Origin of the sequence: Futiania mangrovi, assembly GCF_024158125.1 — a bacterium.
Taxonomy (GTDB): domain Bacteria; phylum Pseudomonadota; class Alphaproteobacteria; order Futianiales; family Futianiaceae; genus Futiania; species Futiania mangrovi.
On the sequence record NZ_JAMZFT010000001.1, the window covers coordinates 806,090 to 827,111 of the forward strand.

The following is a 21,022-nucleotide window of genomic DNA, read 5'->3' on the forward strand; positions in this document are numbered from 1 at the left end:
CCGCTGTCTGGGCCTCTCCCGTCCGCTCTTCCCGCTGTGCCGGCTTCGCAATGCGCCTTTTGGAGGGCGAGGGATGAAAGGAAGTGTGCTGATCGTCGACGACGACAGCCTGGTCCGGGCAACCCTTCGGTTGTTCCTGGAGGGAGACCGGTGGGAGGTGATCGACGCGCGTAACGGAAAGCAGGCGCTCGACCAGCTCCGCGCCCGGGCGTTCGACGCGATCGTGACCGACCTGATGATGCCCGAAATGGAGGGGATCGAGACGATCCTGAAGATCCGGCAGTCGGGCATAAAGGCCCCGATCCTCGTGATTTCCGGGGGCTTCTCCGTGCGGCAGGCGCCGGACGGCTCCGGCGTCGCGGATCTGCTGAGGATGTCGCGGGAGCTTGGCGCGACCGAGACCCTGGCCAAGCCGTTCAAGGCGGCTGAATTCCTGGAACGCATCAACCGTCTGACGGGGGTCGCCGCGTCATGAGCCATCCCGCAAAGAAGACCCGCGGCCCGATCCGGAAGGATGCAGGGCACCCGGCGCAGCCGCGCCCCATTCGATCCGGCAGGATCGCACCGGAGGGCATGGGCATGACGACGAGCACGGATCGTCTCGACAAGAAGGCGCATCCCTTCGACATCTTCGTGGGGACGAAGATCAAGTTGCTCAGGAAGAAGAAGGGGCTGAGCCAGACGGCGCTGGCGCGGGCCCTGGGCATCACGTTCCAGCAGGTGCAGAAGTACGAACGCGGCGACAACCGCGTCAGCGTCAGCAGGCTCTACGACATCTCGAAGGTGCTGGACGTGTCGCTTGCGGTCCTCGTTTCCGGTTTCGACGTGCTGGAAGCGGGGATGCTTGGCACCGGCGCCGAGAAGGAGGAGGTCGAGAACCTGCTGGACCAGCTCAGGTCGGACGAGATCCTCCGGCTGATCGAGCATTACTCCGAGATCGAGGATCCGGGCGTTCGCAGGTCCATCGTCTCCCAGGTGGAGGCGCTTGCACGGGCGGCGATGAAGGAACGCCGCGGATCCGAGCGGGTTCTCGTCGTCGAGGACGACCCGCTGGTGCGCAACCATGTCGCAGCGACGCTGGAGACGCTCGGCTATGGCGTCAGGACATGCGTCGCGGCCGAGGACGCCATGTCGGTTGCGCGCGGCGACGAGCCGTTCGACCTGCTGTTCACCGACATCGTCCTGCCAGGCCGGATGAACGGGATCGAGCTGGCCAGCGAGATTCGCACCCTGCGCCCCAACGTGCGCGTGCTGTTCACGACGGGATTTGCCAACGACGCCGTGAACCATGAGACGCTGACTGGCAGCAAAGCGATCCTTCTCCTCAAGCCCTATCGAAAGCGGAAGCTGGCCGACATGGTGCGCATCGCGCTGGAGGATTGGCCGGGGGCGTGACCGCCCGACGGGCGCCGAGCGCTCGCGGGGGGCCTTGCCCGGCTATTGCCGAAGCGTGCGTCTGATCCGCGCCAGAAGCTCGTCCTTCCGATAGGGTTTCGGCAGGATCTCGAACTGGGGCTGCGTGCCTGCGTGCCGCGCGAGACGGGGATCGGCATATCCGGTCGTGAGCAGGACCTTGAGGCCGGGATGCAGCCTGCGTCCTTCCTCCGCCAGTTCGAGGCCGCTTACCCCGCCGGGCATGACGATGTCGGTGAACAGCAGGTCGACGTCGTCGTTCGCCTCCAGGAACGCCAGGGCGTCGCTGCCCTTCTGCCGGCTGCTGACACGGTAGCCGTGCGCGGCAAGCTGGGCTGCGAGATGCCCGCGCACGAGGTCGTTGTCCTCGACGACCAGGATATGCTCCGAACCGCCCTCCGGCAGCGGGGTGCGGCTGCCGTCTCCGGTATCGGGAACGCTGCGCGGGGAGCAGGGCAGGCGGATCACGACGCGCGTGCCGGCGCCCGGCTCCGACGCCAGCCGCACGTGCCCGCCGGACTGCGTCACGAAGCCGAACACCATGCTGAGGCCGAGGCCGCTGCCCTTTCCGGGCTCCTTGGTGGTGAAGAACGGCTCGAACGCGCGCGCCAGGGTGTCGCGATCCATGCCGGCGCCCGTGTCGGTGATCGTTATCGTCGCGTAGCGGCCGGGAGCGGCACCGTCCTGGCCGGCGGCGGCATGGTCGTCGAGCACCGCATTGGCCGTCTCGATCCGCAGCGTGCCACCCTCGGGCATGGCGTCGCGGGCGTTGATGGCGAGATTGAGGATGGCGACCTCGAGCTGGCTCGGATCGGCCTCGACGGGCCAGAGATCCGGCGCGCCGGCAACCTCGATCTCGATGGCCTCCGGCAGGGTCCGCCGCAACAGGCCGTCCATGCTGGCGATCATGGCGTTCAGGTTCAACGGGCGCGGCTGAAGCGTCTGTTTGCGGGCAAAGGCGAGCAGGCGGCTCGTCAGCTCCGCGCCGCGTTCGGCCGCCTTCAGTGTCATCTCCGCCATCAAGCGAAGCTGCGGGTCGCGGGCGAGCTTGTCGGTGAGTTCCTCGGCGTTTCCGACGATTACGGTGAGCAGGTTGTTGAAGTCGTGCGCGACCCCGCCGGTGAGCTGTCCGATGGCTTCCAGCTTCTGCGATTCCCTGAGCCGGTTCTCGAGATCGCGCTGGTCCGTCACGTCGATCATGCTGCCGATGATGCGCAAGGGGACTCCGCTGCCGTCGCGCAGCACGAAGCCGCGATCCGTCACCGTGGCAAAGCTGCCGTCGGCGCGCATGGCCCGGTACTCGCGCGTCCAGTTTTCCTCGCCCGCGTCCATCGCCCGCCGGATGCAGGCGGATGCTGCCGCGCGGTCGTCCGGGTGGATGCGTTCGAGCCATGACCCGGGTCCATCCTTCAGGGCCTCCGGCGCCAGTCCGAAGACCGTCTGGAGGTTGTCGTTCCACCAGACCTTGCCCGTCTCCAGGTCCCAGTCCCAGATGACCTCGTTCGTTGCCCTGGCGAGCAGGCGAAAGCGTTCCTCGCTCAGGCGGATGCGCTCCTCGGCGCCCTTGCGCTCCGTGATGTCGCGCTGCACCGCGACGAAATGCGTGATCCGGCCCGAAGCGTCGGCGATCGGCGCGATGTCGATCTCCAGCCAGAACGCCGTGCCGTCCTTGCGGTAGTTCACCAGTTCGGCCCGTACCGGGCGACGCGCGGCAAGCGCCGCGCGTATGCGGTCGAGTTCCGTGCGGCTTGTCCGGGGGCCTTGGAGGATCCGGGGCGTCCTGCCCGTCACCTCCTCGCGCGCATAGCCGGTCAGCCGTTCGAAGGCGTCATTCACGTACACGACGCGCGGCCCGCAGGGTCCGTCGATCGGCGCCGCCTCCGTGATCAGCACGATGTCGTTCTGGCGCGCGACCGCCGTTTCCAGCAGGCGCAACTGCTCGGTCCGGGCGCGCTCCTCCGTGACGTCCCGGAAATAGACCGCAAGCCCCTTGGCAAACGGGTGGGCGCCTACCTCGAACCATTTGTCGAGGGGCGGGAAATACGCCTCGAAGCGGGCCGTCTGTCCGGTTTCCGTCGCGCGGGTGTATTCGGCCTGGAAGGCAGTGCCGGCGGCCTCGGGAAACTCCTGCCAGATGTTCCGGCCGATCAGGTCATGCCGGTCGCGCTCCAGCAAGTCCTGGGCGCGGCGGTTGAGGAACGAGAAGCACCAGTTCCGGTCGAGGGTGAAGACAGCATCGGAGACGCTTTCGAGTGTCTGCATCCGCGCCCGGTCGGCGGCGGCTGCCCGTTCCTCGGCGGCGCGAAGTTCGCTGATGTCCTGGAAGGCGCCCTGGATCGCGGCCACCTTGCCGTCCGCGCCGGGCAGCGCGCTTCCGATGGCGCGGACCCAGATGTGCCGTCCGTCCGCCGTGATCAGGGCGCAGACCTCGTCGAAGGGTTCGCCCGTTGCCGCGCACCGCTCGAACGCGCGGTAGATCCGCGGCCTGTCTTCCGGCGCATAGAAGGCGAGGGCTTCCTCCGGCGTCGGTTCGTAGCTTGCGGGCTTGCCGTGGATGGCCGCAGTTTCGGGCGTCCAGATCACGCGCACCGGATCGAGCTCTACCCGCCAGCCGCCGAGCCGGACCTTCTCCCCTGCGAGGCGAAGCAGTTGCTCGGCTTGCGACAGGTTCTGGCGTGCCCGGGCGAGTTCGGTCACGTCCCTGGCCGTGGCGAGCACGGCGTCCCTTCCCTCGAAGGCGACCCGCCGCCAGTGGATCCAGGCTTCGAGAGCCCGGCCATCGCGCGTGTTCAGGCGCCACCAGCCGGCGTCCCCGTCTTCGGCGGTGAAGTTCGCAAGCGTCCGGCGCAAGGCAGGGCGTTCCTCTGCCGGTCGGAGGTCCTCGATGGTCATCGACGAGAGGGTTGCGCGCGGGTAGTCGAGCCACGCGCACGCTGCGGAATTGATGACGAGAATCTTCAGTGTTTGGCGATCGAAAATCCAGATCGGGTCAGGGAGAAGATCGAACCTGTGAAACGCGCGGCGGTTGATTATTTCCGCGCCGGAAGTTGCGTCCTGCACGCCACCATTCATCCCTAAATAATTGTAATTCTAATAAAAATACTGATTCTGGATCCGTTTTCTCGCTGCCTATATGGTGTAATTACATCGTTGGCCCCGGGTCAAGTCTGCAGGTCCCGCTCCCCCGGGTGTCAGGACAGCGCCCACGCCGCTGCGCCTGCGGCCAGCGTACCGATTGCCAGTTTCGCGGCGGCGCGCTTGAGTGGGCCGTCGCCCTCCATCTTGTGGTGATGGGTCCCGTGCGTGCGCCGGTGCCTGCGCAAGAGCCAGAGCATTGCACCCGTCAGGACGATGGCGGCGAGGTTGAGCCAGAAGGTGTAGTCCATCTGGAAGCGCACGACGTCGGAGACGGCCTTGCCGCTTTCCGGCGTGATGCCGAGAAGCGTAAACGCCCCGGTCAGGATCAGCGCCGTCGCCACGATCGAGACGTACATCACCCCGGCAATGTAGAGCGCCGTTCGCCAGCCGTAGTATTTCGCGTTCACCGCGACGAGTGGCGGGACCATCAGGTCCGAGTAGATGAACCCCATGATGCCTGCGAACAGCACGCCATTGGCATTCAGGACGGTCGCCAGCGGAATGTTGCCCATCGAGCCGATGAAGGTCGCCGCCGCCACGAAGGGCGCGACCATGGCGTTTTCCAGCGCGACCAGCCAGCCGGGCAGGGCCGCACCGGCTTCGGTCAGGAAGATGGCCTCCCACGCCGCCGGGGGCACCAGCGTTGCCACGAACCCGGCGATGGTGAAGCCGATCAGGATCTCCTTCCACACCATTTGCCAGTCGTGGGCGAAGTTCGCACCCACCCGCGCCCAGCCGTCGAGCGAGGCGATCCGCTTGCGCCAGTCGAAGTCCGCGTCCTCGTCTTCCGTCTCGGCCTCGACCTTCTCGCGCGCGCGGGCTAGCCAGTGCTCCGGATAGGTCGCGCGGATGATGAGGCTCGAGATCGCGATCAGGACGACCCCGCCGGCGATTTCGGCCGCCAGGAACTGCCAGCCGAGAAAGATCAGGATCAGGATGCCCAGTTCGACCACCAGGTTGGTCGAGGCGAACATGAAGGCGACGGCGGCCACGAAATGCGCGCCCTTCAGGATCAGCGACCGGGCGGCCGCCAGTGCCGCGAAGGAGCAGGAGGAACTCGCCGCACCGAACACGGTGGCCAGTGCGACGGAGCGGAAGTCCGCGCTGCCCATGAAGCGCGTCAGGCGGGCCTTGGGCACGAAGGCCTGGATCATCGCGCTGATCACGTAGCCGAAGACGAAGGCCCAGCCGGATTTCCAGAAAAACCCCATCGCCGTGCGCGTCGCCTCGCCGAACGTGTCGAGAAACGGGTTGATCATGTGGCGTCCCCCTGGCCTCCCCATGCTGCGGACCGCCCAGGGTCAACGCGGGGGCGTGCGATGCGTTCCGGGGCGTTCCGGGAACCTTCGGCGGGTTCCGCTGCTTGACACCCCGGCGCGATTGCGGGACGCCTTGAGCGTCGGGAGCGGCCGGCCATCGCGTGCACGAACCAGGTGACCAAGGACATGCCCATCGCCAGATGTACGCTTTCCGCCCTTGCGGTCCTGTCCGTTCTCCTTGCGGCGCCGGGCGTGCGTGCGGGCGAGAACGGCACGCTCAGCTTCGTGCTGGAGAACGATCTCTTCTACGATGCCGACCGGCACTACACGAACGGCGTGCGTGCCACCTGGCTCTCGCCCCGGCGCGAGCGGTCGAGCCTCGCCGTCCGCGCTGCCCGTCTCTTTCCGCTCTTTCCGCTGTCCGGCGCGGTGCGAACCGAATACGCGGTCGGCCAGAACATGTACACGCCGACCGACATCACGCTGGCCAATCCGCCGCTCGACGACCGCCCCTATGCCGGCTGGACCTACGCCAGTGTCGGACTGGTCGCGGAAACCGGCCGCCGGCTGGACCAGTTGTCGCTGAGCCTTGGCATCGTGGGGCCGGCCTCGCTGGCAGACGAGACGCAGCGGATCGTGCACGAGATCACCGGTGCCGACACCCCGCGCGGCTGGCATACGCAATTGCGCAACGAGCCTGCGGTGTTGCTCGCCTATCAGCGCAGCTGGCGGGGGTATGTCTCCGACACCTTCCACGGGCTCGGCGTGGACGTGACGCCTCACCTCGGAGTGGCCCTCGGCAATGTGTTCACCTATGCGAACGGGGGGCTGACCGTGCGGTTCGGCGAGCGCCTGCCGCTCGACTACGGTCCGCCGCGGATCCAGCCGAGCCTGCCGGGCTCCGGCTTCTTCATCCCGTCCGGAGGGTTCTCCTGGTACCTGTTCGCAGGGGTCGAGGGGAGGGCCGTCGCGCGCAACATCTTCCTCGACGGGAACACGTTCCGCGACAGCCGGAGCGTCGACAGGAAGGTGCTGGTGGGCGACCTGCAGTACGGCCTTGCCGTGATGTGGGACGGCGTCCGCCTGGCCTATACCCACGTCATGCGCACCAAGGAGTTCGACGGACAGGACACGCCGACGGATTTCGGGGCGTTCAGCGTGTCGGTTGCGTTCTGATGGCGGGCCCGCGCCCAGGCTCGACCGGCTGATCTGTCGCCGGCGGGCCGTGGCGGACCGGGCGGATGCCGAGGGGGCGCCCGCTGCCAAGTTCCTCCGAGCCCGTGAGGCGGTGCAGCCGCTGGCGCCCGAACCCCTTGATGTCGGCGAGGCCGATCTCCTCGGTCCGGAAGATGTCCGGCAGCTTCTCCCGCGTCGTGTCGCAGATGACGATCTCCATCGCTTCAGCGTGGGATTCCATGCGCGCCGCCAGGTTCACGCCTGGCCCGAAGACATCGTAGACGTACTTCTGGATGCCGACGATGGAGCCGACGACCGGTCCCGTCGCCACGCCGATGCGCGCCCGCCACTGATGCTGGTGGGTCTCGTTGCGGCGCTCGAGGAAGTGCAGCATCCGCAACGCGACGCCCGCGATGTTGGCGGCGTGCTCGGGCGTTTCCTCCGGCATCCCGGAGACCGCGAGATAGGCGTCGCCGATGGTCTTCAGCCGCTCGCAGCCGAACTGCTCCACAATCCGGTCGAAGGCGGTGAAGATGTCGTTCAGTTCCTGGATCAGGGCGGGCGGGTCGGCGGTCACGGCCATGTCGGTGAAGCCCACGAAGTCGAGCATCAGGATCGTGACATGGTCGAAGCGGCGCGGCGTGGTCACGCCGAACTGGCGCCACTCCTCGTAGACGGTCTTGGGCATGATGTTGAGCAGCACGCGCTCGACCCGTTCCTTCTCCTTGCGCAGGTCGCGGTTCTGCTTCTCCACCATCGTCGAATAGGACTGGATCATGTATTCCAGCTCCCGCAGCTTGGAGACGTTCTGGCATTCGACCAGCAGGACGGTGCCGCCCTCGCGCGCCTCCTCGGTGACCTGGGCGGCGACGCTGATCCGCTTGCGTCCCGCCTGGATCTCCGTCTCGAAGGCGTAGTGGCGTCCCGCGGCGAGGCGGGCGGACATCCGCTCCGGATCGAAGCCGGACAGCAACGCCGGCAGGTGCGCGGCGGCCGCTCCGTCGAGCCCGAACCACTCCCTGAAGCGGGAGTTGGCGAAGATGACGCGCAAGTCTCCCGGCTCGGCGACGGCGAGGCCGACACCTACGGAATCGAGCAGCAGCGTGTGCAGGCGGTCCATGTCCATCGGACTGTCTCCCCGAAACTCAGCCCTGACCCTGCGCGACGACGAGCGTGCGGCGGCTGACGAAGGCATGCAGCACCGTATCGACGTCGGCGGGGTCGAGGTCGAAGTCCTCCAGCGTCTCGCGCAGCAGGACGGCCATCTCGTCGAACGCCTCCCCGCTGATGCCGAGCCGGGCATGCACGCGGCGCAGCGTCTCGTCGTTGAAGCTCGCGGGGCCGCCCATCATCGATGCGAAGAACTTCGTCTGGTGGTCGATGAGGCGCGCCATGTCGATCTCCTCGAAATAGGGCGCGAGGAGATCGCTCTCGCCGACGCGGTCATAGAAGCTCATGACCATGCGGCTGACCCTTGCGAAGCCGCCGCATCGGTCGAAGACGGCAGGGCCTGCGGGGGGCGTGTGTGCGGTCGCGTTCATTGGCGTGGGTCTCCTTGCCTGGTTCTTGCGGCGGGGGACGTGCCGCCAATCAGGGTCAGCACGTCGTTCAGCACCAGGCGCGGGTCGAGGAAGTCGGCGCTGTAGATGTTCCTGACCTGGCCGGCGTCGTCGATCAGCATCACCCGCAGCAGATGGCTGTAGGGGCCGGAGGGATCGGCCGGATTTGCCTTCGCCATCACGGGCTGGTCGTAGGCGTCGAGCACCGGTTCAATCGTCTCCTCGTCCGGCGCGGTCAGGAACAGCCAGCGGGGCGGCCTGGCGTCGTCGGCGCGCAGGTGGCGCGCGTATTCCCCCATGCGGGCGGGCGTGTCGTGGGCGGGGTCGAAGCTGACCGAGACCAGCTGCAACTTTCCCGCCACCTCCGGCATCTCGCCCGCCAGCGCCTGAAGGTCCGTCATCCGCATCGCCGCGACCGGGCAGATGTTGCCGCAGCGGGTGTACATGAACGCCATCACCGTGATCCGGTCCCGGAACAGCCGGGCGAGATGGTGGGCCGCGCCGAACTCGTCCAGCAGGAGGGCATCGGCCGCCGGACGGATGCGCGGCAGGGAATAGGTGCCGGGGGCGGCGAGGGCGAAGGCGTAGCCGTCGGCGGGGCCCGTGACGGTGTGCGTGGGGTTCGCGGCATCGTCGTGGGCGATGGCAGGCGCTGCCAGCAGAAGCGTGGCGAGGGCCGCCAGCAGGGGTGCATTGCGGGTCATGGTCCTTGTCCTCGGAAGGGGCGGTTGCGCGGGGCCGCGAACGGGCGCGGCGCCGCGCGTGGCTGCCGGAGTTCAGCTTCCGTAGAGATCGCGGGAGCCGAACCGCATCAGGTGCGGGCGGCCCAGCCCCTCCGCCAGGAAGTCGATCTCGAAGCGGGGCACCAGTTCCTTGCCGGTCCAGTCGTAGGCCTTCAGGAACTGCTCGTTGTCCGCCCCCGTCTTGTCCCAGTTCGCGAGCAGCGAGCTGGTGTAGTAGACGCGCTCGCCGTCCCAGCTTTGCGAGACCATGTTCACCTGCGCGCCGATCTTCTTCTCGTGGATCAGCTTCGGGGCGAACGGGTCGGTCACGTCGTAGATGCGCGTCATCCCGTCCATGAAGCTGTCTACGAACAGCGTGCTGTCGTCGGCGCTGAGGCTGATGTCGACCGGCAGCGGCATCTTGGAGGGATCGCCCACCTCGCCGACCTTCCGGGCGTGCCATTCCTGGTTCTCGTCCTCGTGGATCAGCCAGATCTCGGAGGTGAGCGCCGTCGTGGTGAAGGCGTAATTGTTGTTCTCGCCCCAGGCCCAGCGGATCTCGAGGGGGACGCCCGGCACCTCGAACACCTTGCGCGGCGTGCGGGCATGGAAGTCCCACAGCACCATGGTGCCGCCGAACGCCTTCATGGCTTCGGGATCGTTCACCACCTCGCCCAACGGCCGCATGTAGTTGTCGAGCCCCGTGAAGGAGGACGTGAGCATCACGTTCCGGCGGGGCAGCACCCGGGCGTCGTAGCCGTAGCCGTCGGCCTTGGCCGCGTTCTCCGCGCCGCGCGGCTCCTCCGCAGTCGGCATCCAGTGCGTCGCGATGTACTCGCCGTCGTTCGTATACTCGACGAGGCCGGTCCGGCCGGTTCCGTCCGTGTTGGACAGGCCCGAGATCATCATGCGCCCGGGCAGGGCGTATGCGCCATGCGGGCCGACGACGCCGCCGCTCTTCTCCACGAAGTCGTCGATGGTGCGGACGAGCTTCGGGTTCGCCGGATCGGTGGCGATGTCGAAGATCCAGATCATGCTGGTGTCGAGGCCCTGCACCCAGAAGTGCCGGCGGTCGTCGGTCAGGCCGCCGTGGTGTGCCTCGTGCTGGCCGCCGACGGAGTCGACGTCGATCACCTGCCCGAAGGTCGGCGAGCCCGAGCGCACGTCCACCGTGACGACCTTGTCGGAGCCGTCTCCGACCCCGTCCATGCCGAGCGTCCAGACATAGACGAACTCCTCCTCGCCGGTGATCTTGGCCATATAGGGGGACTGGCATGTCTCGTCGGCCAGGGCGGGAGCGGTGGCCGACGCCGCGATTGCCGTTGCCGACACGGTGGCCAGAAGCCAGGCGTTTGCATGCTTGCGGAACATCTCTTGCCTCCAATGCACTGGAATATGCCAGCTGTACCGGCCGCGGCTTTCCGCGGCGGGCAGTGACGATCCGACACTAGGGCGTGCCCGGCGCCCTTGCTTGGAGGCTGTCTGGAGATTGCTTGGAGAAGTGCTGGATTCCGGCAATACTGCCCGTGAGGGAGGCGCCGGCATTGCCATGATCCACGCCTTCGAGGATATCACGCTCGATACGGCGTTGTTCGAATTGCGCCGCGCGGGAGACGTGGTGCCGGTCGAGCCGCAGGTGTTCGAGCTTCTGGCCCTCCTTGTGCGCGAGCGTGGCCGGGTCGTCACCAGGGACGAGATCCTCGATGTGGTCTGGAACGGCCGGATCGTCTCGGACGCCGCGCTCAGCAGCCGGATCAAGGCCGCACGCCGTGCCATCGGCGACGACGGCGAACGCCAGCGGCTGATCCGGACCGTGCGCGGGCGGGGCTTCCGTTTCCTGGGCGACGTGCGGGTCGCGGCGCTCCCGGCGGCGGTTGCCGCACCAGCGTTGCCGCCGGAGGGGGAGGGCGATGGGGCCGATCCGGCCCGCGCGGCCGAGGCGCTCTCACTGCCCTTGCTCGACCGGCCCGCCATCGCGGTCCTGCCGTTTTCCGATGCGACCGGCGACGGGCAGGACAACTATCTCGCCGACGGCCTGACGGACGAGGTGATCGCCGCCCTGTCCGCCTGGCGGGTCTTTCCCGTCATCTCGCGCAATACCGCCTTCCGCTTCCGCGGCGCGGGCCAGACGGCGCAGGAGGCGGGCAGTGCCACCGGCGCGCGGTACCTCGTTACGGGCCGTCTCGTCCGCGATGGTCCGCGGGTCCGGCTCTGGGCGGCGCTGATCGATGCGGCGGAGGACCGCCAGCTCTGGAGCGGCCGCTTCAACCGCGCCGCCGACCAGATCTTCGACCTTGAGGAGGAATTGGCAGCCGAAGTGGTGAGTGTCCTCGAGCCGGAAATGCACAATGCGGAGTTCCAGCGCGTGATGCGCAAGCGGCCGGAAAACATGACGGCCTGGGACCTGGCGATGCGGGCCGCCTGGCATGTCAACCGGATGACACCGGCCGATCTCGACGCGGCCGACGACCTGGCGCGGCGGGCGGTCGACCTCGATCCGGCCTGGAGCTATCCGCACGCGCTGATCGCCGTCGCCGCCTTCCAGCGGGCGATGCGGGCATGGTCGGGCGCGGCGGCGGAAACGGCCTTCGTGGAGACCCTGGCCGAGGCGCAGCGGGCGCTGGAGGTCGACCGCAATCTCTGGATGGCGCACGCGCTGGCCGGTGTCGGAGAGTTGTGGACGCACCGTCACTACGACCGGGCGCTCGCCCATGTCTACCGGGCGATCCAGCTCAACCCCAGCGCGGCGTGGTGCTATCACTTCTGCGGCTGCATTGCCGGTTTCGCGGGCGATCTCGACGTTGCGCTTGCACAGGGGCGGCGGGTCTTCCGCGTCGATCCGGCCTACCCCTACACCGCCGTGGTGGAAGCCGATCTCGCGCTCTGGTCCATGCTGTCGGACGATCTGGGCGAAGCGAGCCTGCATATCGAACGTGCGCTGCAGTGGGATCCCGACTATGGGCGCGGCTGGCAGCGCTATGTTGCGCTTCACGGCTTGCGGGGCGACCGCGAGAGCAGCGGCCGGGGCATTGCCCGGCTGCGCGCGCTCGATCAGCCGGTCAGCCGGGACTATCTCGCCTCGACCTATCCGTTCCGGAACCCGGAACATGCAGCGGTCTTCTTCACCGGGCTGCGCCGGGCGGGCGTCAATGTCTGACCGAACCGCCTGGCAGAAGCGCTGCCGGGAACAGGCGCCGCGCCGCGCGTGACAGGCAGTGGCTGCCGGCTGCGAGCGCGCGACGAGACCGCGAGGCCAGGCGCCATGCGGCGGCGCTGCGGCGGACCTGTCCCCGCGCGATGTAATGGCGCGTGTCGATGGCGCCGTCGGGGCTGCGTTGAATGTCGGATGGCATGCCGGTCATGGCGGGGTCCTTTCCGTGTTGGCGTGCCGACATGCTGACGTGGCCCGGCGGCTCCCGCTTGGGGACAGGCTTGCCGTTTCCTGGTGAAGTTGTGGATTTTCCCGTGTGGCGGGGCGCGGGCTGAAGAAGCGTGCTAGGCTCATTTCCATGATCTACCGGTTCGGCACATGCGAGTTGCGTGTCGGAAGCCATGAACTGATCGTCGACGGCGTCCCCATTCCCGTCGAGCCGATGACGTTCGACCTGCTGCGCGTCCTTGCGTCCCGCCCCGGGGAATTGCTCTCGCGGGACTGCCTGATCGCGGAGGTCTGGCGCGGAAGGATCGTCTCCGACGCCGCTGTCGCCTCGCAGATCGCGGCAGCCCGCGCCGCAATCGGCGATGACGGCGCACGTCAGGCGCTGATCCGCACGGTGCCGCGCCGCGGAATTCGTTTTTTGCCCGAGGTGACGGCAACGGCGGAGGGGGAAGCGCCCGCGCCTGGCCCCGACCTGGGCCCCGACCGGGCCCCCTGCACGGGCCCCGAGAGTGGCCCGATGCGGCAGGTGGTGCGCTTCTGCCGGTCCGCCGACGGCACGGCAATCGCCCATGCGGCCTTCGGGTCCGGTCCCCACCTCGTCCGGGCAGGGCATTGGCTGACCCATCTGGAGCATGACTGGCAGAGCCCGCTCTGGCGGCCGTTTCTCGATGCGCTGGGGGCGCGTTTCACCGTGACCCGCTACGACCAGCGGGGCAACGGGCTCTCGGATTGGGATGCAGCGGACTTCACGCTCGACCGCTGCGTCGAGGATCTCGAGGCTGTCGTCGATGCACAGGGGCTCGACCGCTTCGTGCTCTACGGCACGTCCCAGGGCGCGCCCATCGCCGCGGCCTATGCCGCCCGGCACCCCGACCGGGTCAGCCGCCTGGTCCTCCACGGCGGCTACCGGCGGGGCCGCCTCGTGCGCGCGAACGCGGAGGAGCGGGCACAGGGGGAGGCCCTGCTGACGCTCATCCGCCACGGCTGGGGCAAGTCCGGCAGCAGCTTCATCCAGGCCTTCGCCTCGATGTTCATTCCGGGAGGCTCGCGCGAGCAGGTCCTCAGCCTGACCGACCTGCAGCGCCGGACCACCTCGCCGGAGAACGCCGCGCGGCTGAGGGAAGCCATCGACAGGTTCGACGTGACCGGGGCTCTGGGCACGATCTCGGTGCCGACCCTGGTCATGCACGCCCGCGACGACAGCGTCCAGCCGTTGGAGCAGGGGCGCAAGCTCGCCGCATCGATCCCGAACGCCCGGTTCCAGATGCTGGAGAGCGAGAACCACGTCGTGCTGCCGCAGGAACCGGCATGGGAGGCGTTCTTCACGGCGCTGGCAAGGTTTGCGGAGGAGTGAGTCCCAGGCGCACCGCGGCGGCGGTGTGCGGGCGTCAGGCGGTGCGCTTCACGACCTGCGGGCGCCCGTCGGCAATCGCCACGACTTCCACGAGGTCGCCTTCGGCGATCTCCTCGTCGCTTATGGCCGCGAAGCTCGAATCCTGAACCTTGATGCGGCCGCGGCCCGCGGCGAAGGGCGTGATCGCGACATAGCGCCGCCCGATCATCGCCTGAAGCTCGTGGTTGAGAAGCTGGGTCTCGGGCGTCCGGTTGCTCTGCCTCTGGATCATGAAGCCGAGGCCGAGCGAGGAGAGCATCAGCACCGCGAAGAACAGCGCCTGCCAGGCGAACGGCAGGTCGGGGAATAGCGCCAGCACGACGCCCGTCGCGATGGCACCGAGACCGATCCACATGAGGAAGACGCCGGGGATCGCGATCTCCAGCCCGGCGAGGATCAGCCCGCCGATGATCCAGCCCCACGTCAGGTCGAAGAGGTTTTCCATCGCCAGACCCTCCCCCGCCAGGCGAGCTTAGCGCGCCGCCTGTCCTGTGCCCATGGACTTCACCAGTTCGCCCACGCCCGCGATGGCGCCGGTGACGCCCGCGGCCTCGAGCGGCATGAGCACGAGCTTGGAGTTCGGCGAGGAGCCGATCGTTTGCAGCGCCTCGACATATTTCTGGCCGAGGAAGAACTGCACGGCCTGGATGTCGCCCTCCGCAATGGCGCGGGAGACCATGGTGGTGGCCTTGGCGTCGGCTTCGGCGGCGCGCTCGCGTGCTTCGGCCTCGAGGAAGGCCGCCTCGCGCAGGCCCTGGGCGCGCAGGATCTCGGCTTCCTTCTGTCCTTGCGCCTTTAGGATCTCGGCTTCCCGCAGACCGTTCGCTTCGGTCACCGAGGCGCGGCGGCGGCGTTCGGCGGTCATCTGCAGGTTCATGGCGTCCTGCAGTTCGTCCGACATGCGCAGGTCGCGGATCTCGATCCGCATGATCTTGACGCCCCAGGGGTTGGTCGCCTCGTCGATGATGCCCATGAGGATCTCGTTGATCTCCGCCCGCTTCGACAGCGTGTCGTCGAGGTCCATGGAGCCGATCACCGAGCGCAGGTTCGTCGTCGTGAGATTGACGATGGCATCGTGCAGGTTCTGCACCTGGTAGGCGGCGCGCGCCGTGTTGTCGACGCGGAAGAAGACGACGCCGTCTGCGATGACTGCGGCGTTGTCCTTGGTTATGACGGTTTGCTCGGGCACGTCGAGCACCTGCTCCATGATGCTCAGCCGCTTGCCGACCTGGTCGACGAAGGGGACGATCACGCGCAGGCCGGATTCCAGCGTGCGGGTGTAGCGGCCGAACCGCTCCACCGTCCATTGCTCGCCCTGCGGAACGGTCTTGATGCCCGCGTAGATGATCGCGACGGCGATGACCGCGACGATCAGGGTGGCGATCATGAAGGGCGTGACGATCATGGGCGGTGCCTCTCCCTTGGCAAGACGGCGGCGCATGGACCCCTTGCGGTCCGCAACCGGCATCGATTCTCTTGCCCCGAGTGTATCTAAGGAAGCCTTAAACCCTCACGCGAAAACGCCGCCCGGAGCCTGAGCCCGGGGCGGCGTCCTGTTCCGGGCGGGAGAGGAGCCGTCAGGCGGCCTCGTCGCGTTTGACCGCGGGGTCGGGAAGGCCCGTGCCGATCATGCAGTCGCGGGTGACGATGGCGGCCAGTGCCTCCTCGCTCCAGCCCTCGGTACCCTCGGGCCGCGCCGGCAGCACGAGGAAGCGCAGGTCGGCGGTCGAATCCGAGACGCGCACCTCCTGGGCATCCGGCAGGGTCACGCCGAACTCCGCCAGCACCGCGCGCGGTTCCCGCACCACGCGGGAGCGGTAGTCGACGGCCTTGTACCAGGCCGGCGGAATGCCGAGCAGCATCCGCGGGTAGCAGGAGCACAGCGTGCACACGACGACATTGTGCACCTCGGGCGTGTTTTCCAGCACCACGAGTTCGAGCGGCGTGGTCATGTCCATGCCGAACGTGTCCTGGATGGTCTTCAACGGATGGGCGAGCAGCCGTTCCTTGAAGTCCGGGTCGGTCCACGCCCGCGCCACGACGCGCGCGCCGAGCGCGGGGTTGCGGCTGTCGACGATGTCGATCTGGCGGTGCACGTCCTCCGCCGAGATGACGCCCTTCTCGATCAGAAGTTCGCGGATCGCGGTCTCGAGGATGCGATCCTCGATGGGCGCTGCTGCCACTTCCTCGATGGGCGCATGGTCATGGTCATGGTCGTGATGATGATGGTCACCCATGGGAGGACTCCCCGGTATCGCTCCCGTCTGCGGGCAGGAGCCAGTGTTCGTAGATGTCGGCGGCGACGCTGTCGGGGCTGCCGGACACGCCCTCCCACACGTCGTCCTGGCGGAAGCAGACGCGGTAGAGCGGGATCACCGGCAGGCCGGGCTTGTGGAAGGCGAGCAGCGACGGGTTGCGGTAGGCGCCGGTGACGGACATCACGACGCCCGGCTTGCCGCGCAGGTAGCTGGGGGTGCGGCAGTGCCGCTCCGCCGGTTGCTGCGCCACCCGGACACGGTCGCCGGGCTTGTAGCGATAGGGCACCTCAAGCATGGGCCTCTGCCTCCATCCGCTTGCGGACGTCCGCCATCTTCGCCTCGATCTCGTCCTCGGTCAGCACCGCTTGCTCGACGAGAAGCTGGCGCACCGCCTTCAGCCATTTCGAGTAATAGCCGAGGCTCGCGTACTCCTGCGGCGTGTTCTCCTCGATGGCGCGGCGCAGCGAGTCGACCGTGAAGGCCCCGATGCGCGGATTGACCATCAGCATCACCAGTGCGTCGACGCGCTTCTCGTGCAGCGTGTTGGCGTGTTCGTGCAGGTCGATGGGCCCGCCGGGCAGGCCGCCCACGTCGTTGACCTTGCGTTCGTTGTCGCTCATGGCGTCCTCCCTTCGTTTTTTCTTCGGCTCAGGATGCCTCGACGAGGATCAGGTGGCGAGAGGGCAGGTGCAGGCGCACGGGCGCGCCGCGCGCAACGCCGGCATCTGCCAGCCGCGCGGGCTCGGTGCGCACATGGAAGCGCCGCCCCGTGCCGGAGAGCGCGATGACGTCCGCGAAGGCGCCCTTGTAGACGATCTCCTCGACCTGCGCGTCGACGGCGTTCTCGCCCGCGTCGGCGTCCGCGGGCAGAAGGGCGATATGCTCCGGCCTTATGCCGAGCGTGACCGCCCGGCCTGGCCGCAATCCCTCGATGTGCGCGGAAAGCCGCGTGCCGCAGTCGCAGGCAATGGCGACGCTGTCGCCCGCGGCCTCCGCGGTCCCGGAGAGCGTGTTGACCGCGCCGAGGAAGTCCATGACGCGGGCGCTGTCGGGCGCTTCGTAGAGCCGGTCGGGCGCGTCGAGCGCGTGCAGCCGCCCGTCGAACATGACCGCGATCCGGTCGGAGAGGGAGAGCGCCTCCTCCTGGTCGTGGGTGACGATGATCGTGGTGATGCCGAGGCTGCGCTGAAGCTGCTTCAGTTCCACCTGCATGGCGTCGCGCAGCTTGCGGTCGAGCGCGCCCAGCGGCTCGTCCAGCAGCAATATGTCGGGCCGGATCACGATGGCGCGGGCAAGCGCCACTCGCTGCTTCTGCCCGCCCGAAAGCTGCTGCGGGTAGCGCCTGCCGAAGTCGCCGAGCCGGACGAGGTCGAGGGCTTCCGCCACGCGGCCCTCGCGTTCCGCCTTCGCCACCCCGCGCATCTCGAGGCCGTAGGCCACGTTCTCCGCCACCGTCATGTGCGGAAAAAGCGCGTAGTCCTGGAACACGATGCCGACATTGCGCTTGTTCGGGGCCACGCGCGCGATGGAGGCGCCGCCGACGCGCACGTCGCCCGTGTCCGGCTGGATGAAGCCCGCGACCGTGCGCAGCGTCGTGGTCTTGCCGCACCCCGATGGACCCAGCAGCGCGATGCACTCGCCCTCCTCGACGGTCAGGGACAGGTCCTGCAGGACGTGGTTGCCCCCCAGCCAGACGTTCACGCGGTCGAGTTCGAGACGGGCCATCTGGACCTCACGAGCGGGGAATGGACAGCGACATGATGCGGTAGCGGTACTCTGCCGCCGCGATCACCACGCTGATGACGAGGATGTAGACGGTCGAGAACGCCGCCGGTGTCGGGTCGAAATTGTTCGAGATGTAGTTGAACACCTCGATGGGCATGGTGGTCAGGTCGCCGCGCACCAGGAACACGCTGATCGGGTAGTTGTCGAAGCTGATCAGGAAGGCGAACAGGAATCCGCTGACCATGCCGGGTTTCAGCTGCGGCAGCGTCACCGTGCGGAAGGCCGTCCAGCGCGAGGCGCCGAGCGAGCGGGCGGCGTCCTCCAGCGAGGTGTCCGACAGCGTCAGCGAGGCGACCAGCGTGCGCACCGGGTAGGCGATCACCAGCACGACATGGCCTGCGGCGAGGCTCCACCAGGTGAACGCCGCGTCGATGGCGATGAAGAACTGAACGAGCGCGATGCCGATTGCCACCATGGGCAGCGTCACCGGCGACAGCAGGAAGGCCGTGATCGCTGGCTTGGCGGGGAAGGGATGACGCGCGATGGCCAGCGCCGCCCCGAGCGCCAGCACCGTCGCCAAGGCCGCCGCCGCGACCGCGATGGTCAGCGAGATCAGCGTCGCCTCCCCGATACGGTGGATCGCGGCGATGTTCTCGTACCAGCGGAAGGAAAACGCCTTGGGCGGAAACTCGATAAAGAAGGAATCGTTGAGCGAGACGACCGCCGTCAGGATCACCGGAAAGACGAGGAACGCCATCGACGCCCAGGCGAGGGCGGCGAGCGCGATGCGGAAGGGGCTCCTCTCAGACATCGACCCGGAACACCTTTCGCACGGCCAGTGCATAGAGCACGACGATGGCGAGCGTCACGACCGTCAGCGTCGTCATGATCGCCGAGCCCCAGGCGAAGTTGAGCTGTACGAGAAGCTGCTCGGCGGCGACCTGCGAGACCATGGCGGTCGAGGGCGAACCCAGCATCAGCGGGGTGACGAACGCGCTCATCGACACCGCGAAGACGAGCATGGTGCCACCGAACACGCCCGGCATGGAGAGCGGCAGGATCACCCGCCACAGCGTGCGCATGCTGGTTGCGCCCAGAGATTGCGACGCCTCCCAGAACGACGAGGGGATACGCAGCAGCGAGCCGTAGATCGGCAGGATCATGAACGGCATCCCGTAATGGACGAGCGCGGTGATGATCGCGCCCTCCGAATAGGTCAGCCGCAACGGAAACTCGGTGAGGCCCAGCGCGATCAGCAGGTTGTTGACCGGGCCGCCGTCGGCGAGGACGACGAGCCAGCCGTAGTTCCGCACGATCAGGCTGGAGGCGAGCGAGATGAACACGACGAGCAGCACGCCCGTGCGCAGCTTCCGGCCCGCGAACAGCAGCCACAGCGCGATGGGGTAGCTCAGCAGGAAGCAGATCGCCACGGACAGGAGCGAGATGCGGAAGGTCCGGACAATGGACCCGGTTGCCCGGCTGCTCTCCAGCGTCTTTTCGTACTGGTAGAGGGTGGGGGTCGCCTTGTCCTCCACCGCGTCTCCCGACCAATAGGTCAGACTCTCGCCCACCATCTGGCCGATGGGGATGAGGTAGAAGATCAGCATGAACGCCATGAGCGGCGCCAGCAGCAACGCCGCCGGCGCATGGCGCTGCCACCGCCCGCCGCGGGGGCGGACGGCGGCAGGTGTCACGGCGGGCGCCGTCGCTGTCATGCCAGGCAACTCCCGAAGGCGCGGGAGGGGCGGGTGCCCCTCAGCCGAAGACCTCGTTCCACTTCTCCGTGATCATGGGCCGGTTCTTCGACAGGAAGGCCCAGTCGGCATAGAGCGTGTTGTTCGGGTCGCCGATCAGTTCGAGCGTGCGGGCCGACGGCTCCACCTCCTTGTGGCCGCAGCGGGCGTGCAGCACGCTGTCGATCTTCGCCTGGAACTCCTTCTCCAGGCTGAGGTTCACGTACACCTCCGCCAGTTCCACGTTCGGCGCGTTCACCGGCATGTTGAGGCCGACGATCTCGCCGTGCGTGCCCTCTGCGAGATTGGGCGCCGGCGCGATGGGCGCACCCTGCGCGATCAGCGGGTTCACGAAGGCACCGTAGAAGGGCACCAGCGGGATCTGCCCGCTTTGCATCATCTGGATCGCCTGCGGCGCGCCCGTGTAGACGGTGACGCCGTTGTCCTTCAGTTCGGCCAGCTTGGCGATGCCCGCCTCGATCTCGTACTGGGCGTCCTTGAAGGGCTTGCCGGTGGCGATCTGCGCCGCCGTCGTCACCATGCGCACGCCGTTGTTCCAGGTCACCGGCGGCATCGCGATCAGGCCCTTGTTGGCCGGATCCCAGAGGGCAGCCCAGCTGGTCGGCGCCTCCTTCACGCGCTGCGTGTTGTAGTGGATCGTGTGCATCGCGTCGATGCAGCCGGCGGAGTAGTTGTCGGCCATGTTGAAGGCCGGGCGCAGCATCGCGAAATTCGGGATGTTCGCGGTGTTGTGCTGGCGCAGCAAGCCCTGCTCGGCGGCGATGAAGACGCCGGCTTCGGAGAACTGCATCAGGTCCGGCGGATTGTCCTTCTGCGTCTTGAGCATCGCCAGCATGTTGGACGTCACCGACTGCTGGACGTTCAGGCTGGCGCCCGTCAGCTTCTCGAACTTCGGGTTCAGTTCGTCGATCCAGAGCTTGGCGAGCAGGCCCTGGTTCAGGACGATGTTGAGCGTGCCGGCGGCGCGCGCCTTCGTGGTGACCCAAGGCATGGCGATGGCGACCGCGCCGGCCGCGGCGGTCGTCTTGAGGAAGCCGCGGCGCGTGGTCCCGGCGGACGCGGCGTCGCTGCGCGTGGCGGACTGAGTGCCCTTGTCGGAGCGTGTCATGGTGAAACCTTCCCTGTTCGGCCATTGGCTGGCGCGTCTTGCCGTGGTGGCGCGTCTCGAGGGCGGGGACGCACGGCCCATCCCCCGCCCGCTCGCCGGCGCGATTTCCCTCCGTCCAGGCGCACCGGTTGATCCGGC

21 protein-coding genes are annotated in these 21,022 nt (G+C 67.8%); 5 read left to right on the forward strand and 16 right to left on the reverse strand.

All coding sequences use genetic code 11. The features are described from left to right. The first annotated feature begins 73 nt into the window (after positions 1-73). Both NJQ99_RS03950 and NJQ99_RS03955 read left to right on the forward strand, forming a co-directional pair. A complete protein-coding gene (locus NJQ99_RS03950) occupies positions 74-475 on the forward strand; it encodes a response regulator transcription factor (RefSeq protein WP_269331493.1) in 402 nt (133 codons plus the stop codon). A 104-nt stretch (positions 476-579) separates the two neighbouring features. Beyond that, positions 580-1,395: a response regulator gene (locus NJQ99_RS03955; protein WP_269331494.1), complete on the forward strand. Its 816-nt coding sequence runs from the start codon at positions 580-582 to the stop codon at positions 1,393-1,395. Between the two features lie 42 nt (positions 1,396-1,437). On the opposite strand, the gene NJQ99_RS03960 is transcribed toward NJQ99_RS03955, so the two are convergent. After that, a complete protein-coding gene (locus tag NJQ99_RS03960; RefSeq protein ID WP_269331495.1) occupies positions 1,438-4,473 on the reverse strand; it encodes a PAS domain-containing hybrid sensor histidine kinase/response regulator in 3,036 nt (1,011 codons plus the stop codon). Between the two features lie 131 nt (positions 4,474-4,604). After that, positions 4,605-5,810, reverse strand: coding sequence for a permease (locus NJQ99_RS03965; protein ID WP_269331496.1), 1,206 nt, complete (start codon positions 5,808-5,810; stop codon positions 4,605-4,607). Between the two features lie 186 nt (positions 5,811-5,996). Here NJQ99_RS03965 and NJQ99_RS03970 point away from each other — a divergent pair, with 186 nt between their 5' ends. Next, positions 5,997-6,986: a lipid A deacylase LpxR family protein gene (locus tag NJQ99_RS03970; protein WP_269331497.1), complete on the forward strand. Its 990-nt coding sequence runs from the start codon at positions 5,997-5,999 to the stop codon at positions 6,984-6,986. Here the strand turns inward: NJQ99_RS03970 and NJQ99_RS03975 are convergent. The 4 genes from NJQ99_RS03975 to mtoX form a co-directional block, all read right to left on the reverse strand. Continuing rightward, entirely contained in the window at positions 6,964-8,112 is a 1,149-nt protein-coding gene (locus NJQ99_RS03975; protein WP_269331498.1) for an adenylate/guanylate cyclase domain-containing protein, read from the reverse strand. The two genes, NJQ99_RS03970 and NJQ99_RS03975, sit on opposite strands and share 23 nt — an antisense overlap. 19 nt (positions 8,113-8,131) lie before the next feature. Next, positions 8,132-8,527 (reverse strand): group I truncated hemoglobin, encoded by a 396-nt coding sequence (locus tag NJQ99_RS03980; RefSeq protein ID WP_269331499.1) that lies wholly within the window; start codon positions 8,525-8,527, stop codon positions 8,132-8,134. After that, complete coding sequence (locus NJQ99_RS03985; RefSeq protein ID WP_269331500.1) at positions 8,524-9,249, reverse strand: SCO family protein; 726 nt, start codon at positions 9,247-9,249, stop codon at positions 8,524-8,526. Before NJQ99_RS03985 ends, NJQ99_RS03980 begins: the two co-directional genes overlap by 4 nt. Positions 9,250-9,321: 72 nt before the next feature. Further along, on the reverse strand, positions 9,322-10,638 hold the full coding sequence (mtoX, locus tag NJQ99_RS03990) for a methanethiol oxidase (protein ID WP_269331501.1): 1,317 nt from the start codon (positions 10,636-10,638) through the stop codon (positions 9,322-9,324). Positions 10,639-10,816: 178 nt separating this feature from the next. Between mtoX and NJQ99_RS03995 the strand changes: the two genes are divergently transcribed. Further along, complete coding sequence (locus NJQ99_RS03995) at positions 10,817-12,424, forward strand: winged helix-turn-helix domain-containing protein (protein WP_269331502.1); 1,608 nt, start codon at positions 10,817-10,819, stop codon at positions 12,422-12,424. Here NJQ99_RS03995 and NJQ99_RS04000 read toward each other — a convergent pair. Then, the gene (locus tag NJQ99_RS04000; protein ID WP_269331503.1) at positions 12,414-12,629 is read right to left on the reverse strand and encodes a hypothetical protein; all 216 of its coding nucleotides are present in this window, start codon (positions 12,627-12,629) and stop codon (positions 12,414-12,416) included. The genes NJQ99_RS03995 and NJQ99_RS04000 overlap by 11 nt on opposite strands. 147 nt (positions 12,630-12,776) lie before the next feature. On the opposite strand from NJQ99_RS04000, the gene NJQ99_RS04005 reads away from it, so the two are divergent. Beyond that, a complete protein-coding gene (locus NJQ99_RS04005) occupies positions 12,777-14,000 on the forward strand; it encodes an alpha/beta fold hydrolase (protein WP_269331504.1) in 1,224 nt (407 codons plus the stop codon). Between the two features lie 34 nt (positions 14,001-14,034). On the opposite strand, the gene NJQ99_RS04010 is transcribed toward NJQ99_RS04005, so the two are convergent. From NJQ99_RS04010 to NJQ99_RS04050, 9 genes are all read right to left on the reverse strand, one after another. Continuing rightward, on the reverse strand, positions 14,035-14,484 hold the full coding sequence (locus tag NJQ99_RS04010; protein WP_269331505.1) for an NfeD family protein: 450 nt from the start codon (positions 14,482-14,484) through the stop codon (positions 14,035-14,037). A 27-nt stretch (positions 14,485-14,511) separates the two neighbouring features. Then, positions 14,512-15,426 carry an SPFH domain-containing protein gene (locus NJQ99_RS04015; RefSeq protein ID WP_269332071.1) on the reverse strand — a complete coding sequence of 305 codons (915 nt, stop codon included), beginning with the start codon at positions 15,424-15,426 and terminating at the stop codon, positions 14,512-14,514. Between the two features lie 190 nt (positions 15,427-15,616). After that, positions 15,617-16,276 (reverse strand): nitrile hydratase subunit alpha, encoded by a 660-nt coding sequence (gene nthA, locus NJQ99_RS04020; protein ID WP_269331506.1) that lies wholly within the window; start codon positions 16,274-16,276, stop codon positions 15,617-15,619. Beyond that, entirely contained in the window at positions 16,269-16,592 is a 324-nt protein-coding gene (locus NJQ99_RS04025; RefSeq protein ID WP_269331507.1) for an SH3-like domain-containing protein, read from the reverse strand. Before NJQ99_RS04025 ends, nthA begins: the two co-directional genes overlap by 8 nt. Next, entirely contained in the window at positions 16,585-16,917 is a 333-nt protein-coding gene (locus tag NJQ99_RS04030) for an SH3-like domain-containing protein (protein WP_269331508.1), read from the reverse strand. The genes NJQ99_RS04025 and NJQ99_RS04030 overlap by 8 nt, the downstream gene beginning before the upstream one ends. A gap of 28 nt (positions 16,918-16,945) precedes the next feature. Next, positions 16,946-18,022 carry an ABC transporter ATP-binding protein gene (locus tag NJQ99_RS04035; RefSeq protein WP_269331509.1) on the reverse strand — a complete coding sequence of 359 codons (1,077 nt, stop codon included), beginning with the start codon at positions 18,020-18,022 and terminating at the stop codon, positions 16,946-16,948. A 7-nt stretch (positions 18,023-18,029) separates the two neighbouring features. Then, positions 18,030-18,833 (reverse strand): ABC transporter permease, encoded by an 804-nt coding sequence (locus tag NJQ99_RS04040; protein WP_269331510.1) that lies wholly within the window; start codon positions 18,831-18,833, stop codon positions 18,030-18,032. After that, the gene (locus tag NJQ99_RS04045) at positions 18,826-19,737 is read right to left on the reverse strand and encodes an ABC transporter permease (protein WP_269331511.1); all 912 of its coding nucleotides are present in this window, start codon (positions 19,735-19,737) and stop codon (positions 18,826-18,828) included. Before NJQ99_RS04045 ends, NJQ99_RS04040 begins: the two co-directional genes overlap by 8 nt. A 40-nt stretch (positions 19,738-19,777) precedes the next feature. Next, positions 19,778-20,884 (reverse strand): extracellular solute-binding protein, encoded by a 1,107-nt coding sequence (locus NJQ99_RS04050; protein ID WP_269331512.1) that lies wholly within the window; start codon positions 20,882-20,884, stop codon positions 19,778-19,780. Between the last annotated feature and the right edge of the window lie 138 nt (positions 20,885-21,022).